Origin of the sequence: Limibacter armeniacum (genome assembly GCF_036880985.1) — a bacterium.
In the GTDB taxonomy this organism is placed as follows: Bacteria; Bacteroidota; Bacteroidia; order Cytophagales; family Flammeovirgaceae; genus Limibacter; species Limibacter armeniacum.
Map to the genome: position 1 here is coordinate 335,418 of NZ_JBAJNO010000008.1, position 17,802 is coordinate 353,219.

Annotated in this window: 12 protein-coding genes; 8 read left to right on the forward strand and 4 right to left on the reverse strand. The window is 40.6% G+C overall.

The annotated features are described in order from the left end of the window. The first annotated feature begins 32 nt into the window (after positions 1–32). Complete coding sequence (locus V6R21_RS07295; RefSeq protein ID WP_334242229.1) at positions 33–326, forward strand: helix-turn-helix domain-containing protein; 294 nt, start codon at positions 33–35, stop codon at positions 324–326. 17 nt (positions 327–343) lie between these two features. Beyond that, positions 344–1,036, forward strand: a complete 693-nt coding sequence (locus V6R21_RS07300; RefSeq protein WP_334242230.1) for an IS630 family transposase — start codon at positions 344–346, stop codon at positions 1,034–1,036. Positions 1,037–1,086: 50 nt separating this feature from the next. Here the strand turns inward: V6R21_RS07300 and uvrC are convergent, their stop codons facing one another. The 3 genes from uvrC to V6R21_RS07315 all read right to left on the reverse strand — a co-directional run bounded on the left by uvrC (position 1,087) and on the right by V6R21_RS07315 (position 6,482). Beyond that, positions 1,087–2,883, reverse strand: coding sequence for an excinuclease ABC subunit UvrC (gene uvrC, locus V6R21_RS07305; RefSeq protein WP_334242232.1), 1,797 nt, complete (start codon positions 2,881–2,883; stop codon positions 1,087–1,089). Between the two features lie 49 nt (positions 2,884–2,932). Continuing rightward, positions 2,933–4,987, reverse strand: a complete 2,055-nt coding sequence (gene dnaG / locus V6R21_RS07310) for a DNA primase (protein ID WP_334242234.1) — start codon at positions 4,985–4,987, stop codon at positions 2,933–2,935. A 151-nt stretch (positions 4,988–5,138) separates the two neighbouring features. Then, positions 5,139–6,482: a C69 family dipeptidase gene (locus tag V6R21_RS07315; RefSeq protein ID WP_334242236.1), complete on the reverse strand. Its 1,344-nt coding sequence runs from the start codon at positions 6,480–6,482 to the stop codon at positions 5,139–5,141. 411 nt (positions 6,483–6,893) lie between these two features. On the opposite strand from V6R21_RS07315, the gene V6R21_RS07320 reads away from it, so the two are divergent. From V6R21_RS07320 to V6R21_RS07330, 3 genes are read left to right on the forward strand one after another with little or no spacing between them, the layout of a single operon-like run. Then, on the forward strand, positions 6,894–8,417 hold the full coding sequence (locus V6R21_RS07320) for a DUF5723 family protein (RefSeq protein WP_334242238.1): 1,524 nt from the start codon (positions 6,894–6,896) through the stop codon (positions 8,415–8,417). Between the two features lie 43 nt (positions 8,418–8,460). After that, positions 8,461–9,075 carry an NUDIX hydrolase gene (locus V6R21_RS07325; protein WP_334242240.1) on the forward strand — a complete coding sequence of 205 codons (615 nt, stop codon included), beginning with the start codon at positions 8,461–8,463 and terminating at the stop codon, positions 9,073–9,075. Beyond that, positions 9,053–11,449: a WG repeat-containing protein gene (locus tag V6R21_RS07330; protein WP_334242242.1), complete on the forward strand. Its 2,397-nt coding sequence runs from the start codon at positions 9,053–9,055 to the stop codon at positions 11,447–11,449. The genes V6R21_RS07325 and V6R21_RS07330 overlap by 23 nt, the downstream gene beginning before the upstream one ends. Positions 11,450–11,533: 84 nt before the next feature. Here V6R21_RS07330 and V6R21_RS07335 read toward each other — a convergent pair whose 3' ends face one another. Continuing rightward, positions 11,534–13,159: a T9SS type A sorting domain-containing protein gene (locus tag V6R21_RS07335; RefSeq protein WP_334242245.1), complete on the reverse strand. Its 1,626-nt coding sequence runs from the start codon at positions 13,157–13,159 to the stop codon at positions 11,534–11,536. Between the two features lie 522 nt (positions 13,160–13,681). Here V6R21_RS07335 and V6R21_RS07340 point away from each other — a divergent pair. The 3 genes from V6R21_RS07340 to frr all read left to right on the forward strand — a co-directional run bounded on the left by V6R21_RS07340 (position 13,682) and on the right by frr (position 17,778). After that, a complete protein-coding gene (locus V6R21_RS07340) occupies positions 13,682–16,240 on the forward strand; it encodes an ATP-binding protein (RefSeq protein ID WP_334242247.1) in 2,559 nt (852 codons plus the stop codon). A 173-nt stretch (positions 16,241–16,413) separates the two neighbouring features. After that, complete coding sequence (pyrH, locus tag V6R21_RS07345; RefSeq protein ID WP_334242249.1) at positions 16,414–17,118, forward strand: UMP kinase; 705 nt, start codon at positions 16,414–16,416, stop codon at positions 17,116–17,118. Positions 17,119–17,214: 96 nt separating this feature from the next. Beyond that, positions 17,215–17,778 carry a ribosome recycling factor gene (gene frr / locus V6R21_RS07350; RefSeq protein ID WP_334242251.1) on the forward strand — a complete coding sequence of 188 codons (564 nt, stop codon included), beginning with the start codon at positions 17,215–17,217 and terminating at the stop codon, positions 17,776–17,778. Positions 17,779–17,802 lie beyond the last annotated feature (24 nt).

Below are 17,802 nucleotides of genomic sequence, written 5' to 3' on the forward strand. Positions count from 1 at the left end.
ACAATTGAAAACGGAAGTTTTGTTGTGATATCATGAAACCACAACTGACTCTGACACCAGAAGATCGCAGCAAGCTCGAAAAGCTGTATAAGTACGATACCTCCTCACGGGTACGCCTCCGTTCTCATGCAGTCCTGCTTTACGCCCAAGGCTTTAACTTTACACAGTTAACTGAGATCTTGCAAGTGAATAAAATCGAAACGGTTAGCCGTTGGATTCAGCATTGGCAACAGCACGGCTTTTCAGGTCTGTATGATAGCAAGCCACAGCAGCATCCCCGCAAAAGTTTCAAGGCGTCAGAGGAAAAAAAATCATTGATTTCCTAAAGGATGGCGTACAGCGCTTGTCAAGAGTTCAAACCTACATCAAGGAGCATTGTCAAAAGTGGGTGAAAGTCTCAACGCTACGACGTTGGATGAAGAAATGGGGTTACCGATGGAAAAGAAGCCGCAAAAGCTTGCTGCATAAACGGAATCAGGAAGACTTTGAAAAAGCCCACCAATGGCTGAATACACTTAAGAAAAAGGAGGAGCAGGGAAGAATCGATCTTTATTTCTTTGATGAAATGGGCGTCAACCTTATCCCAAGTGTGCCTTATGCATGGCAACTAAAAGGTAAAAGGATATTGCTTCCTTCCGTGCCAAGTGCAAATCTGACCGTACTCGGGTTTATGAGTAGAACACAATCATTCAAGTCTTTTCTCTTTCAAGGGGCTGCCAACTCTGAAATAGTTATTGAGTGCTTTGATCGCTTTGCCAGTGACATAATTCGTCCAACCATTGTCGTGTTAGACAATGCACCTACACATCGAAGTCATAGATTCAAGGAACAAATCGAAAAATGGAGGGATAAAGGACTTATACTCTTCTTTATCCCTCCTTATTCTCCTGAGCTTAATTTGATTGAAAGACTCTGGAAAGAAATAAAATATACATGGTTGCCTAAGTATGCTTATACCTCTAAACAAGACCTAGAAAAACAGATAATCTATATCCTTGAAAACATAGGAGAGAAATTCTCCATTTCATTTCAATAGTTGCTTATTAACTCCTTAGGGATTTTTTGATGGAAAGTGTTTTCCTGAATTTATTGAGAAAGCTGTTCCAGTAGCGATAGTGCTTTCTTTTGTCCGATCAGTTGTGAAAGCTCTTCTACGGAAGCCTTTTTGATATTGCTGACAGATTTATAGGTGGTCAGTAACTTCTGTATGGTCTTTGGTCCAATACCTTCAATGTCTTCCAGTTGTGAGTGGATACTGCTATTGCTTCGCTTTTGTCTGTGAAACGTAATGCCGAAACGGTGCGCCTCGTCACGCAAGCGTTGAATCAGTTGCAGTGACCGAGATTTTTTGCTGATATGAAGCGGTAGTTGATCACCCGGAAAGTAGATTTCTTCCAGCCTTTTGGCAATACCAATGATAGGAATCTGTCCATACAGGTCCAAGTCTTTGAGCGCGATACATGCTGAGCTGAGCTGCCCTTTACCACCATCAATGATAATCAGTTGAGGAAGTGATTGTTCTTCTTCCAAAATGCGCCTGTATCGGCGGTATACCACTTCTTGCATGGATGCAAAGTCGTTGGGACCTTCTACTGTCTTGATATTGAAATGGCGGTAATCCTTTTTGGAAGGTTTTCCATCCTTGAAAACGACACAGGCAGCTACAGGATTTGTCCCTTGAATATTGGAGTTGTCAAAGCACTCAATATGTCTTGGCAGTTCCTTCAAGTTAAGGTCAGCCTTGAGTTGAAGGAGTGTTTGGTTCTGACTTTTCTTTTCAGAAAGCTCTCCACGGGCAGTTTCTCTTTCCTTTTTGAAGTAGAGGACATTCTTGACAGATAGCTGTAGCAGCTTTTTCATGTCACCGATTTTCGGAACACTGAACTCTATGTCTGATTGTTCGATGGTCGGAACTTCAATATTGGTAATTACCCTGCGAGAAGAAGAATTATATTTTTTCCTGAAATCCATGATGGCAAACAGTAGAATCTCACTGTCATTTTCCTCCATGTTTTTCTTGATTTGCACAGACTCCGTATGGGTAATGCAACCGTCAGTAATTTTGATAAAATTGACGTAGGCAAATCGTTCATCAGAGATAATTCCATATACTTCAAGTTCTTTGACCGAAGGAGTAGTGACCAAAGATTTCGCCTGAAATTTGTCAATCAGGTCGTACTTGGCTTTCAGGACTGCGGCTTCTTCAAATGCCAGTTCTGCTGCTGCCTTTTCCATTTTGTCCCTAAGGTAATTTTTCACCGTAGTTACGGATCCTTTCAGGATATTTACAATCTGGTCTACATCTTCCTGATAGTCAGCTTCACTTTGAAGTCCTTCACATGGACCAAGACAATTTTTGATATGGTATTCAAGGCAGACTTTGTACTTGCCTTGGTTGATATTTTCTTCTGATAGATTGTAAGTGCAAGTTCGAATTTTATAGAGGTTTCGGAATAGTCCTAACAGGGTATTCATTGTCCGTAAACTTGCATATGGCCCATAGTAGCGGTGGTGTTTGTCTGTAGTGTTGCGGGTTGGGAACACTCTCGGAAACCGCTCATTGGTTACACATATGTAAGGGTATGTTTTATCGTCCTTGAGCAGGATGTTGTACTTGGGTTGGTTTTCCTTGATCAGGTTGTTTTCCAACAGCAGTGCATCATACTCAGAATCAACTACTACATACTCTATGTTCGCAATTTCGGAAACCAGTTTACGTGTCTTGCGGTTATGCTGTGCTTTATTTACAAAGTAACTGCTGACACGTTTGCGAAGTGCTTTAGCCTTGCCTATATATATGATTTCACCTTCCGCATTGAAGTATTTATAGACCCCCGGTTCCAGCGGTAGGTTACGGACGATGCCAGTTAGTTTCTCCTCCATTGATATATGGTTGTCGGTTTTAGAGTCCTATTCAACAGGAATGAGAACATTAAAAAACTCTTCCTAATTCTTTTCCAAGCATTGACTTTTGGTTGTTTAACTCCATAAACAATAAAGTCAAGTCGTTTCTTTCGTTGTCATCCTCTGTTTTGGATAGCCTTTCGAAACACTCACTCAATAACTTCTCTGTCTTTGTCAGTTTCAATCTAAGAATGTTTTCTCGGATCATTTTAGGTAAGTTTTCATCCTTGTCAGGTACGTAGATCTGAAACCTTTCATCCCAGTTTTTGCTGACATTCCCCTCTCTTTTCAACAATTCCTGTACTTGTAGTCTAACGCTTTCATTGTCGGAATTCAGGAAATAATTAACGTCAGGAATATTCCCTAATGCTGCTTGGTTCTTATAGTTGATCACAATTTCATGAAGGACGGGAGCATCGAAGCTGATATCCCCAATTTCATCAAACATAAAGTGATACAGCTTTGTCGGTAATTTATCTATTTCAACATCTGTATTTCCATGAGAAATCAGCAAGCGGACAAACTCCATTTCTTGTCTTTGAATGCTGTCTACATGCTTTTTCTCAGCACTATAACCCAGTGGACTTTCTTTTGGCTTTGAAGGAGCTTCTTTATCCCCGATAATATAATCCTCCATTGGAGCTTCCTCTTCAGGATATCCAGTTGGGATATCTTCTGGAGGTGGAGGTGTCTGTTCCCAAGGTCTTCTTCCACGAGTGATTTCTTTTTCACGGCGCTCGATTTCCTTACTTTTCAGTTTGCGCCCTTCGTCTACCAGAATCTCTTCCTCAATACCCAACAATCGGCTACACTCTTTGTAGAATACAGATTGTTTGATTGGGTCAGGAATTTTAGAGATGCTCTGTACAATATCCCGTGTAACATTGGCTCGCTTGATTGGATCGTTTTCGGCACCTTTCAGTAGCGATTCAGTCTTGAAAAGGATAAAGTCTTTGGCGTTGGCTTCCAAGTATTCGCCAAACCTTTGGCTACCAACCTCTCTACAATAACTGTCAGGGTCGTGTCCTTCAGGGAAAAGAACCACCCTAACGTCCAAGCCTTGTTCCAGAATCAGGTCAGTACCTCGAAGAGATGCATTGATACCAGCTTCGTCTCCATCATACAGAACTGTAATGTTGTTGGTAAAGCGTTTGATCAGTTTGATTTGCCCCTCTGTAAGGGCTGTACCAGATGAGGCAACCACATTTTCTATGCCTGCCTGATGCATAGCCAAGACATCCGTATAGCCTTCTACAAGGAAGCAGTTGTCTTTGAGCCTGATCGGGTTTTTACCTTGGAAGATACCGTAGAGAACATCACTTTTGTGATAGACCTCTGTTTCAGGAGAGTTAAGGTATTTGGGCTTATCGTCCTTTTTGAGAGTTCGGGCTCCAAAAGCAATGACACGTCCTGAAAGGTCATGTATCGGGAACATTACCCTTCCTCTGAAGCGGTCATACTGTCGGTCATTTTTTTGCATGATCAGACCGGCAGCAGCAAGGATATCTGCCTGATATCCTTTTTTGAGCGCATTTTGCTCCAACGCATTCCACTCATTCAGGCTATAACCCAAGTCAAATTTGGAAATGATTTGGTTGTTGAAACCACGTTCCCTGAAATAGCCCAACCCTACAGCATTTCCTTCCTCATTTTTCTGCATGGTCTCCACAAAGAAGTCCTTAGCATAATTGAGGGCAATCATCATACTTTCCTTGCGTTCCTGCTTTGCCTTTTCCTCATTGGTAAGTGGCTTTTCCTCTACCTTGATGCCATATTTCTGTCCCAGCCACTTGAGTGCTTCGATATAACCGACGCCTTGTGTTTCTTCTACAAACTTGATGGTGTCACCTGCTGCACCACACGAAAAGCACTTGTAGATGCCTTTGTTTGGCGTTACAGCAAATGAAGGAGACTTATCGTCATGGAAAGGACAAAGTCCCCACCAATATTGTCCCTTCTTTTTAAGTGACACAACACCCTCCACAATCTCCACAAGATCGGCGGTGTCTTTAATCTTTTGTATGGTTTCCTGACTGATTGACATGTAAATGATATTAGAGACAAGAAGTAAGATGATCAACATCCTGTCAGCAGCGTTGTGACGCCAGACTGAATCAGAAAGCAAATTTAGCGAATAGAAGTTCGGTTAACAATTTCTCAGGAGTGCAAACAAGAAAGGCATCCCACAAAATACCTTTGCGGAATGCCTTGAATTTGAAAGTAAAATAAAGTGGTTAATCCAATACAGGTATGACCTCTTCAGTTAGCTTCTCAATATAGTTTTTGTAGGAAGGTGTAAATTGTCCCATTCCCTTCTTATTCTTTTTGATATAATATTCCCACTCCATAATACGCTTACGGTGGATTTTGATGCATTCATCTGAAAAAGCACTCAGTTTTTCAGCGGTTGGATATTGTCCTAGGATCTCTTCATTCTTGGAGATAAACTGCTCCTGTAGCTCCAGTCTTTCCTTATCAACATACTCTTTGTTTTTCTGATAATTGATAGAAAGAACACGATGGAACACCTCAGCTTTCCACCATAGTGAGTCATTTTTAAGGAGTGCAGGTTCCTGAATAATTCCTTGGTAAATGTTATTGCCCGGAATATAGAACGGTTTAAATAGCGATACACAAGGAAGCGATGTGCCAGTCAACCAGCAAGTGAAAAGTTCATCACCTGTCCTGAGTTCAGCAATCATGGAACCGTTTGTCTGAACAGGGAACTGCTTGTTGGCATGTTGGCATATATCAGTGTCTTTTCCTTTTGCAGGGTTGAAGTTCTTGTCCTTCTGATGGAGTCCTAGCAAGTCAATGGCATGCTGTAGCGTAAAGCTTCCAGACTTGTCACTGACAAAGGTATCAACCAGTTTTCTTCTTTTGCTACCTTTATCAGTTCTGAAGAATGACTTCTTGCTATAGGCATCTTTGAAGCTGAAGCCTTCCTTGCTTTTGATCCACTTATTGTTGTAGGCGTAGTCAATCAGTCCATCACTGAACAAGTCAAAGTTCTTGTCAATTTGTGGCGTTCCTGTCAGTGCACAGAATCCTGAGGTTAGTTTTACCGCAGCCCATTCCCTGTCAATGGTTTCAAGCAAGTAGCTGTCTGTTGCATCTGTGATAAGGAAGCTGTTACAACCCCATTTTTCTTCTGAAAGGTATCCACTGTTAGCTTGTTGACCATATTCCTGAAGCAGTGATGTAATGACTTCCAAAGCTTCTAGCGCATTGCCACCTCTTTCCAATCCAAGTCTCACCAAGTCGCCACCTGTCAGTCCGTTATTTTGTTGCTTGACCTTGAGTTTTGTTTCCGTAATGGTATGACCAATACAAACACCGTTGGAATTCATGCCCATTTCAGCCCCAAAAGCATGGTAGGGTTTGGTGAGTAAAACCTCATATGTATGCTTTACCTGTGGAATTTCAATGTGAGTGCATTCAGCAATTTGCCATTCATGGTCAATTGCCGGAATTCGTACAATGGAAAGTCCTTCATTGGGTGCATTATCGGCGTTTTTGCCAAAAATGGTATGACCTTGTGCGGTGAAATCGGGTTTAGCTATAAAAATATCACTCATCTTAGAAAAATGTGGTTGCTTAGTATCTCAACTTGGCTTTGTTTAATCTCACCTTTACCATACAAAAAACTAACCATCATCTGCCGCATTGCTATTATTCGATATAATTATGAGGTAATATTGAATTAACAATGCATACTTTTTCAGTTGAGGTTTTTAAAATATGAGATTGTACATTTTCTTTAACTCTTTAACTTTCGGAAAATTATATTTTTAGGAATATGTTGAAGATTTTTAAGAAAAAAATTCAATAAGGAGAGGTGATTTTTTTGATTCAAACACTTTTCGGGTAATTTTTTAAATAAGAATTCATTGTAGTTATAATGATTTAGTAAAGAAAATATAACTTTGAATCTTATACCCTACGAATAACAATATACTTAATTAGATATAGCTAAGAACCACCTTAATATGAGAAGATTGCTACTGCTTTCCCAGTTGCTTTTGGGTGCACTTGTGTCGCACGCCCAAATGGCAGGGAGTGTGTTTTCTGCCGAAGGACGCGGAGGAGTAGGTACTACGATGGTAACCGATTATCATTCAATTGGTATCAACCCCGCTAATTTGGGCGTGAAAAAAGACTTTAGAGACCCTGACTATGTAGTAGGGTTAATGGAGTTTTCAGCATCCCTATCCTCCAAAGGATTGACAAGAGGAGACTTGTGGAGTGCAATTGTAGGAGGAAATAAACTGTCAAGCTCAGACAAGGAAGCAGCTTTGCTGAAGTTGTCCAATGCATCGATTGCTTTGAATTTGGATGTGACCTTATTGGGTGCTAGCATGGTACTGCCTAAAAATTATGGTGGTGTAGCTTTCAGTATCAAAGACAATGTCAAAGCCCGTTTTCAGATGAACCCTTATATGGCAGAATTTGCACTGTTTGGGGCTGAGTCGTCATACTTTTCTCACCTGATGCTAAATACAGGTGAGATCATTGACAACCCAAGGTATCATGGTGAACCCGGAGTGGATGAAGAGACCCGACAGCTTATCAACAAAGGGATGTTGCCGGAGTCAGAGGCAAAAACTTTCAACGAGTTATTAGATGGAATGGTAATGACCATGACTTGGTACAGGGAGTATAATGTGGCTTATGGAGCTAAGCTCTTGGATCGCTATAACTTCTCACTGTATTCAGGAGTCGGGTTCCGTTACATTCAAGGGTTGATGGTGATGGATATGCGAGTGAACCAACAAGGTAATTTTGATCCTGTATTCTCTTCAGCATTTGTGGATAGTGATCAGATACAGGTAGGGACGGAAGTTTCGGCTGATGCAGGCTTAGACAATCGTTCTCTCACAAATAAATGGGCTTTCCCTGATCCAGTTGGTAGAGGCTTTGGAGTAGATGTAGGGTTGACAATGTTGATAGGCAAAAACCTAAGGGTAGGGGCTTCGGTCAATAACTGGGGGTCGTTCAAGTGGACAGGTGATGTCTTCAGAACCAACTTGGATGCGCCTATGACAGAGCTTTACGGTCAAGGTTTTGACAATTACAATATGAGTGACAGTGAAGGTGGAATCTACTTGGCAGGGGAACGTTCGCTATTGGAGTGGACTATTGAGGAGCAGGAAAAGAATGTAGAACTGCCTTGGACTGTGAGATTTGGAGCAAGTTATGAGTTGTATAAATTGTTTCATGTTGGATTTGATGTAATTTTGCCGCAAAACGAAGTGCCTGGTAGTCTTGCAGATCCATTGTACGGACTAGGAGGAGATTTCCAACTGAATAAGATCATAAAGTTGTCATCTGGTGTAAGTTGGGGTGGCAATGGCGGAACATTGGTACATATTCCGGCAGGTATTACACTGACCAATCGTAAGAACTGGTTTGAGGTAGGGGTAAGTACAAGGGATATCCGTACATGGTTGTTTAGCCTTGACCAAGGAAACACGATATCCCTTTCGGGAGGGTTCCTAAGGGTGAAACTATAAGGCGACAATGCTTTGTTGATTTCAAGCTAACTAAAAGCACATCATGAGATTTCATGTAAACGATATACTTTTCGAGATAAGAAGCAGCAATGATAAACACCCAAAAGAATCTGGTTATGTGGTGTTTGGAAATATAGGGGCTTCAGGGATATGGCAACATTATTGCTCTGCAAGAGATGGTCAAATACAGGGGAAACCTAAATTTATTTTCTATGTAAATGACTATCAAAAAACGGTGTCAGAACTTGAAGGAAAGTTCAAGGTTGTACATGCAGCAGGAGGTGTTGTAAGCAAAGGAGATGACGTTCTTTTCATTTACCGGTTAGACAAGTGGGATCTTCCAAAAGGACATGTAGAAAAAGGTGAAAAGCTGGAAGAAACAGCTGTTCGTGAGGTAGAGGAAGAATGTGGTATCAGTGTGGAACTTGGTGAAAAGCTAGGTGAAACATGGCATACTTATGTACTGAAAGGACGTGATGTCCTGAAGTGCACGCATTGGTACAGCATGGAATGCAATGACGATACCGGTATAAAACCTCAGGAAGAAGAGGGAATTGCAGAAGTGAAGTGGGTTAAGAAAACGGAGGTTGCAGCATCAGTGATGCGCAACACTTATGCGTCGATCAAGGAGATTTATGAAGTTTTTGAAGGAAATTAGCAATAAGGCTAAAGTGGCATGCCTGCTGTTGGTTGGAGGAGCAATTCAGCCAGTAATCGGACAGGATAATCTAGTACCACTTTTTTCAGAAGATAAACAACAGTACGGATACGTTTACGAGCACGATAGCTTGTCATATATCATTGATGCCAAGTACGAAAAAGCATCAGGTTTTGATAATGGGAAAGCAGTCGTAAAGACGGACGAAGGTTATCTGATTATTGATGAGCGGGGGCGTAAACTGACCCGTAAACCTTATGATTATATAGGTTGGAGCAATGACCTGGAAGGTACTTTACCTACTTTTTATCATGGGGAATTGATGGCCTTCCAACAGGATGGCTATTGGGGACTGCTCAATAGCAAAGGCAAAGAAGTAATAAAACCTCTCTATCATTCATTCAAAAAATTTGTTGGCGGCATAGCAGTAGTTGGGATTGATAATCCTAATCTAGGCAGAAAGCAATATGGCGCAGTCAGTACGGACGGTAACGAGGTGTTTCCATTGGTTTATGACTTTATAGAGCCCTTGCTGATTAACCCGAAGCTTTACAAAGTGGGGCATTACGGTGTTGGAGGTAAGCGTGTTGAAAGGTTATTTAGTGCTGACGGCAAAGAACTGATCGAGAGTGACTATGATAAGATTACCGCATTTTCTAATGGCTTGCTTTGTGTCGTAGATAAGAGTGGCTTTAAAGCAGTATTTGATCAGAAGGGAAAACAAGTTACACCGTTCAAGTTTACGGATGTTTCAGAGGTGAGAATGCCTCGATACTTGGTGACGAACCGCCATGGGCGTAAAGGTATGTTGGATGTGTTGAGCGGTAAGGAAGTTTACCAACCAATACATAAGCATATCTCGTTTTCAGATAGTAGCTATACAGTTGAATCATTTCCAGAAGTAACTGTCGCAAACCAAACTGGTAAGGCTCTTTATACTTTGCGTTATGATAGCTTGAGAAACGTGGGAGAAAACCTTTTCCTGTATGAAATAGAAGGGAATCAAGGAGTAGTAAATGCAAAGGGAGAAGTCATATTTTATGATGAGTATGAACATGTAAGTGACTTTGTAGGAGGAAGAAGCATTGTTCAGAAAAGAGGAAGGTATGGTGTGATCGATACGGAGGGGAATGTGGTTATTCCAATCGTCTATAACCGTATCGAACGAGAGCAAGAAAACTACTTTCGAGTGACCAACGGCCATATTGATATTTTTGATAAAAACGGTAATAACATAACAAAAGATCGTTACCCGTTTATTGGTAAAATTTCATCTGACATGTACTTGGTACAGCGGGACAGAAAGTACGGATACTTGGATCGTAATTTCAATGAGATTGTCCCTTTGAAGTTCCCTGATGCAGAACCATTTTTAGGGGATTACGCAGTTGTCAATACAGGTGATTATTACGGAGTTATCAATAAACAAGGTAAGTGGGTTATCACACCAATATTGGATAAACTTCAAAGCGTGTCAGAAGGGTTGTTCCTATTCCACGATAATGAAGCTTGGGGTACGCTTACAGCAGATGGAATTGAAATGTATCGTTCCGAAGGTGTAGAACTTCAAGTTAGAGAAGGAGTGGTTTTGAGTCGTTTCAGAGGGAAATATGGCTTGATCAATGACCGTGGGGATGAATGCCTGCCTGCTATTTATGATTCAATATCTGAAGTAAGGGATGACCATACAGTATTTATGTACAAGGATGGGAAGCGCTATTTCAAATACATTTATGGTAAAGGAGTTCCTAAGCCCGATGCATACAAGCAGAATGATTGGATTGGAGAACAGACGGAAGGGTTTGCACCAGTGAAAATGTATGGTAGATACGGTTTTGTTGACTTTTTGGGGAGATTGAGAATATCTGCTCGTTATGAGGCTGTAAAGCAATATTCAGAAGGCTTGGCACCAATCAGACTGGGAAACAGGTGGGGATACCTTAATAAAGAAGACCAAATCATTTTACAACCTTTTTATGAAGAAGCTCAGCCATTTGAAAATGGTATGGCAATCATTAAGAAAAAAGGGAAGTACGGTGTGATTCGTCAGGATGGCTCAGAAGTGTTACAAGCCAAGTTTGACAAAATTGTTCCATTACCAACAGGTAAGTGGTTGGTTTGTGAGAAGAAAGACAGAGTAGGGATTTATGCCAGAAATGGGATGAAAGGTATTTACGGAAAATACGATCAGGTTGAAGATGTCGGAAACGATATGGTGATTACCTTGCTGGATCACCAGTATGGTCTTGATAGGATAGATGGTTTTTCGGTGATTTTCCCGAAATATGATCTCATCAAATTCAACTATTTTGACAATACCTTTATGCTTTATAAAAACGAGGAACCTGAAACGGTCATGATAGGGGTAGAATAGCAATCAAATTTTGAAAATGATATAGAAAAAGGCATTGGAAGCTTATAGTTTCCAATGCCTTTTTTGTTGCCATGATAGGCCATCTTAAAGGTTTCCTACCATGATTTTTTTGGTAGCCGTACCATGTCGGTTACTGACTCTTAACAGGTATATGCCATCTCGAAGGGCTGAGACATCCAATGTTTCATTTAAGAAAGGAGTATCGCTGTTACTGTATTGACTAAGGATAGATTGTCCTCTCAGGTCAAATATCTCAAGCAAGCAAGCCTCTGTAGTCACAGCATCAGATATTATATTAATAATCTTGTTTGTTGCAGGGTTAGGATACACCTGAATATCCTTGGATGAGATCTCACCATCTTCAATACCAACGATAACATCAGGTACTCTACCAATAACATTGGCAATGTTTGAAGACTTTGAAAACCCATTCTGATTTACTGCATAAACCCTGTAGAAGTATTGATCTTGATCAGCTTCAGCAATAGCATCATTGTAAGAGGAAAACCCTTTGCCGAAAGTTACGACCTCAAAATCGTAGTTGTTCAAGCTCCTTTCCAATACATATACCACATTCGCTTCGGTAGAAGTTGTCCATGAGAGTTCAATAGTATTTCCACTGGCATCGATTGTAAGAGCAGGAGTTTCCTGAGGTACGCCTGCGCCAATGGATGGGCGGGCAAATTCAAGAACATCCATCATTCTAACGCGTTGGCAATCAGTGAACAGGTTCATGCAGGCATCTCCAGTATAGTCCATGAAGTTTTGGAACATGGCACTCTCAAAGTTAGATTCTTCAGCACAAGTGGAAGCACTTACATTACAGTTGGTTAAAATATTGGAGTTGCTTTCACTGATTAAAGGTGTATCGTCACAGTAATCATCATTGTTACAACCATTGCTAGCACCCCAAGTATGTAGCAAGCCTAGCCAGTGCCCTACTTCATGTGTAGTGGTTCTGCCAAGGTCATAGATGGTTCTTAGGTTCGGGTATTCGCCGTCACGGTTATTGCCAAATACTTCATAGTGGATGATGACGCCATCTCGGGTACTGGTACTGAAATCCAATCCGTCATTTTGACCAAGGCCTTCAATTTCTTCTGATGTAGGATAAAATGCGAGACCCAAGAAATTCGGATTACTCATATTGACAACCCATATATTGAGATAGTGGTCTGCATCCCAATTATAATTAGGCATTAGTTCACTTTCGACAGTACTTTGCCCCCAATCTGCTCTCGAACCTTTCATTCGGTGGATGCCAGGCTCTGAGAGCAAGTTACCATCAGGATCTATTACAGCAAGCTTGAATTCTATTCCTGTATTGGAAGCAACACTCCTGAACTCAGATGGTGTTTGTGTAGCATCAGGATTTAGCCTGTTGTAATCCTGATTGAGGGCATGTAGCTGAGAGATAACCTGCTCTTCGGATATATTGCTACCTTGTCCTACTGACTCTCCATTGTGAACGACATGAACAATAACAGGAATGTTTTTAATGAAATTAATTGGCTCATTTGTCGTTCGGAGATTAGTGCTTTTTTTGGATAGCCACTCCGAGAAGAGCTGCATATCTACCGCCTGTTTTTTATCGATAAGTTGTTGATGAACTTCATCAGTGATACAACGTTGGATTTGCTGGCTGAAACTTGTAGAAGTAATTAATAAGCAAGCGAATACAAACAGTGAGCGGGAAAATGTGTTTGTCATAGATATAAGGAATCCTGATAAAATTGAATCTCAAAAAAGAATCATTAATTCTAGAATTAATGGAGAAATAAGTTATAATAAAAAGTTATTTATTTTAACTTTGTAAAGGAATAATGCAAGATTTTTGTTGATATACCCAAAGTAAAACAAATGCTATTTTTTATTATGTAAGACAGAACCAAATGGTAGCTGCTTATATAATTCAACGATAAGATCAACTTTTTTAAGTATAAATAGTAAAGGTTAATTTTTTCTTTTAAGCATTGTTAGTTTGTAACTAACACCAAATCTGACAATTATAAGGTGTAATACCTTAGTGATTTTTTAATAATACAGTCAGGACTTTTTACTAGAAATAATCATAGAAAAAGAAGACATACCTGATTGGTAAATGTTAAACCTAGTTTGCTTTTTACAGCATAGGGATAGACCCTAGAACTTATGTTGCAATTATCGGATCATAACCTTAATATTTCCAGGCTAATAGATTTGTCTGATAGGTATCATAAAGGTATTGTCATTATGGATGAAACCCTCGATGAGGTAGTTTATGTCAATAATGCCTTCAGTGCTTTATGGAGAACCTCTGCAGATTATCTAAAACGCAACCCCTTGTCTTGGATTTCATTTTCCAGTCACGCCACCCAGCAATTCACCAAAGCAGTAAATTCAGCACTTCTTAATCAGAATAAGGGCAGTATCACAACTGTTTTTAAGGGGGAGCAAGAGGTGCAGATTGAAGTTTATGCAATCCAGCATAAAGGCCATTCAGCGAAAAATATTCTGATTATTACAAACCTGATGCATACAGCTTCATTGCCATTACCACAATTAAACCAGTTGGGTATAGGCAGATGGGAGTTTAGTATGTCCTCTTTATCTCTGGATTGGACAGGTGAGTTGTTTGACTTTTTGGATGTACCTTCTTCTAAAAGAAACAGTCAGTTAGAGGTGTTTCAGTTTATGGAAAAGGGCACGATGAAACGCCTGAAACAATGTTCTCTAAAGGCACTGAAAGATAATACTGCATTTAGCTTTGAGCTGAAAGCTAAAACAGCATCGGGAAATGAAAAGTGGGTGAGAATTGTAGGGGAAAGCTACCTAAAGTTGGAAGGTCTTCTTTGGAAAGGTTATTACCAGGATATCAGCCATGAAAAAGCCATGGAAGAACGGCTTGATATGGTGATCACTTCGACCAATATTGGAACGTGGGAGTGGAATTTACATGATAAAACCATTTCATGTGACCAAAGAGCTCAGTATATTTTAGGTATAGATCAAGAAAAGCTCACTTTGGATGAGCTGATGCTTATACTGAAGTCAACGCCACCATGGAAGTCGGCGGCAGTACAGCCTAACGGAAAAGGTACCTTTGAGTTGCGAATAGCCCATCAGAAAAAGGGTGAAAGATTGCTTGAAGGGAATTTTCTAACCAAACCAAATACTGGAGAAGGCCCACAAAAGATATTAGGGTATGTGCAGGACATCACAGATAAGCGGGAACAGGAACAGAAGCAAGAACAGGCGATGACCAATATAAAAGAAACCTCTCAAGCTAAGGAAGACTTTTTGGCAACGGTCAGTCATGAGTTGCGTAATCCGCTGAATGCTGTTTTGGGGATGACGTACCTGTTGATGAACGAACCTTTGAGTACAAGTCAGTTGGAAAAACTGAATGTACTGAAATTGTCTGCTGAACAGCTGATGGGCCTGACTAATGATGTTCTTGATTTAAATAGGATAACATCAGGTAAGGTGAGTCTGGAGAAGGAGCCTTTTAGTATTAAGGAACTTTTTGGTGGCATAAAGCAAGGAGCCTCTTTAAAAGCCAAAGAAAAGGGAGTTGACCTGAATGTAAGATTGGTTGGCACTGTGCCTGAGTTGGTAGTTGGTGATCAGGTGAGGCTTAAGCAGATTTTGGATAATTTGGTAACCAATGCGATAAAGTTTACAGAACAGGGGAAAGTAACTGTAGAGGTAAAAGTATTGGCTGACCATGATAATACGGTTGAGCTATTATTTTCTGTGACTGACACTGGTATTGGGATTTCAGCATCTCAACAACAGCAAATATTTGAAAGGTATGTTCAGGTGTCAGAAGAACGTACCCATAAAGTAGGAGGAGCAGGGCTTGGCTTGGCCATTACCAAACAATTGGTTGAGCTTTTTGAAGGCTCAATTGAGGTAGAGAGTCAACTGGGAGAAGGAACTCGTTTTGACATTAGGCTTGAGCTGGAAAAAGGAACGGTAGACCAGGATTCAGACGATACATACAGCGATGATATTTTGCTGCTTACCAAGAGCCTGAATGGGGTGAGAATCCTAGTGGTGGAAGATAATAAGATGAATAGTCTGGTAGTTACCAGTTTTCTTAATAACTGGGACGCTGAAATCGACTATGCATCCAATGGTAAGGAGGCTTTACATAAGATTAGACAAAAAGATTTTGATATAGTTCTGATGGACTTGCAAATGCCCGATATGGATGGCTATCAGGTGACGGAACATATCAAGAATATGGAAGGTGGAAGCTTTTCTAACCTTTCTGTGATTGCATTGACTGCATCCTCATGGACAGAGGTGGAAAAGCGCCGTAAGTCCACAGTTGGGTTTGATGACTATTTGCAGAAGCCATTTGTGCCGGAGCAGCTTTACAACAAGTTAGCTAAATACGCGGCACATAAAATCAATAAGGAAACACAAAAGCGGAATGGCTCTGTCAAAGAGAAAACCCTTGAAATGATTAACCTTCAGGGTGTTCTCGATATGTCAAATGGAGAACCTACTTTTCTAAAGCACTTCCTTGATACGATGCCTCGTACCTTGGAGTACTTTCTGGTAGATTATCAGCATGCTGTTCAGAACCGCAACTATGATAAGCTACTGAAACTGGAGAAGAGAATTCGTTCAACCATTGATTTGCTGGAATTCCATAGCTTAGATGAGGAGATTGTAGCTACGAAAATTTTGCTGCAGAGCGAGCATTCAAAAACGAAACCTTTAAAGGTCATTCAGGAGCGGGTTGAGCATATATGCAAACAGGTAATCGCCTTACTGAAAGAAGAGAGCAAGCACTTCTGATGAAGTGAATTTTTCATGAGAGGAATTCTTTTGGATTTTAAGCTTTTATTTTGTTGAATATGTGTGAATTGTGAAAGAGAGTGCTAATCCTGTCGCTGCTTTAGTATAGACAGGGTTATGTTTTAGATACGATCTTTTTATATTTGCGAGAACTTCAAAAAATCTATCCCACAATGAAATATAAAAGGATCCTTCTGAAACTTAGCGGTGAGGCGCTAATGGGTGATCAACAGTACGGTATTGACCCAACACGTCTTGAGCAATACGCAAATGAGATCAAGAAAGTAGTAGATAAAGGACTGGAAGTTGCCATTGTAATTGGAGGTGGTAACATTTTCAGGGGTATGCAGGCTGATCGTATCGGCATTGATCGTGTACAAGGAGACCACATGGGTATGTTGGCGACTTGTATCAACGGTATGGCACTTCAGAGCTCTTTGGAGCAGCAAGGTGTTTATACAAGATTGATGTCTGGTATTCAGATGGATAAAGTCTGTGAACCATTTATCAGAAGACGTGCTGTACGTCACCTTGAAAAAGGTAGAGTAGTGATTTTCAGTGCTGGAACAGGTAGCCCGTTCTTTACAACTGACTCTGCAGCAAGTTTGAGAGCTATTGAAATTGAGGCAGATGTAGTATTGAAAGGAACAAGAGTGGACGGTATTTATACAGCCGACCCTGAAAAGGATCCAAAAGCAGTGAAGCTGGAAGAGCTTTCATTTGAAGAAGTGCTGAGAAAAGACCTGAAGGTAATGGATATGACAGCCTTCACACTTTGCCGTGAAAACAAGCTGCCAATTGTTGTATTTGATATGAACAAGCCTGATAACCTGATTAGATTGGTTGAGGGGGCAAATATCGGTACAACGGTATCATAAGCATTAGGAGCACACATACAGCCATAACGAAATTTGGTGAGTGGCCAAATTTACTCAAAGCAAAACATTCGGTATTTACTAAACCTATAACATAAGATGGAAGAGGAAATCTCAATGTATCTAGATGACGCCAAAGATCAAATGAATGGTGCTGTTGATCACCTTCATAACGAGCTTGGTAAAATTAGAGCAGGTAAAGCATCTCCAGCTATGCTGGACGGTCTGAAAGTAGATTACTACGGTACTCCAACAGTGATCTCTCAAGTAGCTTCAGTTAGCACACCTGACGCACGCTCAATTGTGATCAAGCCATGGGAGAAAAATATGCTGGCTGAGATCGAAAAGACAATTAGAGATTCTGATCTAGGATTGAACCCAGTAAACGATGGTGAGGTTGTAAGACTTGCTTTGCCTCCACTTACTGAGGATAGAAGAAAAGACCTTGTAAAACAAGCAAGAACGGAAGGTGAAAACGCTAAAGTAAGCGTTAGAAACATCCGTAAGAAAACAAATGACTCGTTGAAGAAGCTTCAAAAAGACGGTGCTTCGGAAGATGCAGTTAAAGATGCAGAAGGCGAAGTTCAAAAGCTGACTGACGCTTTTGTTGCTCAGGTAGACGAGATTTTGAAGAAGAAAGAGACAGATATCATGACTGTCTGATTCATTCAGAAGGATAGCATATAT

Coding starts and splice junctions, on each gene's coding strand:
- pyrH (WP_334242249.1), top strand. CDS start 16,414: ATGAAATATAAAAGGATCCTTCTGAAACTTAGCGGTGAGGCGCTAATG.
- V6R21_RS07335 (WP_334242245.1), bottom strand. CDS start 13,159: ATGACAAACACATTTTCCCGCTCACTGTTTGTATTCGCTTGCTTATTA.
- V6R21_RS07330 (WP_334242242.1), top strand. CDS start 9,053: ATGAAGTTTTTGAAGGAAATTAGCAATAAGGCTAAAGTGGCATGCCTG.
- V6R21_RS07325 (WP_334242240.1), top strand. CDS start 8,461: ATGAGATTTCATGTAAACGATATACTTTTCGAGATAAGAAGCAGCAAT.
- frr (WP_334242251.1), top strand. CDS start 17,215: ATGGAAGAGGAAATCTCAATGTATCTAGATGACGCCAAAGATCAAATG.
- V6R21_RS07320 (WP_334242238.1), top strand. CDS start 6,894: ATGAGAAGATTGCTACTGCTTTCCCAGTTGCTTTTGGGTGCACTTGTG.
- V6R21_RS07295 (WP_334242229.1), top strand. CDS start 33: ATGAAACCACAACTGACTCTGACACCAGAAGATCGCAGCAAGCTCGAA.
- uvrC (WP_334242232.1), bottom strand. CDS start 2,883: ATGGAGGAGAAACTAACTGGCATCGTCCGTAACCTACCGCTGGAACCG.
- V6R21_RS07315 (WP_334242236.1), bottom strand. CDS start 6,482: ATGAGTGATATTTTTATAGCTAAACCCGATTTCACCGCACAAGGTCAT.
- V6R21_RS07340 (WP_334242247.1), top strand. CDS start 13,682: ATGGATGAAACCCTCGATGAGGTAGTTTATGTCAATAATGCCTTCAGT.
- dnaG (WP_334242234.1), bottom strand. CDS start 4,987: ATGTTGATCATCTTACTTCTTGTCTCTAATATCATTTACATGTCAATC.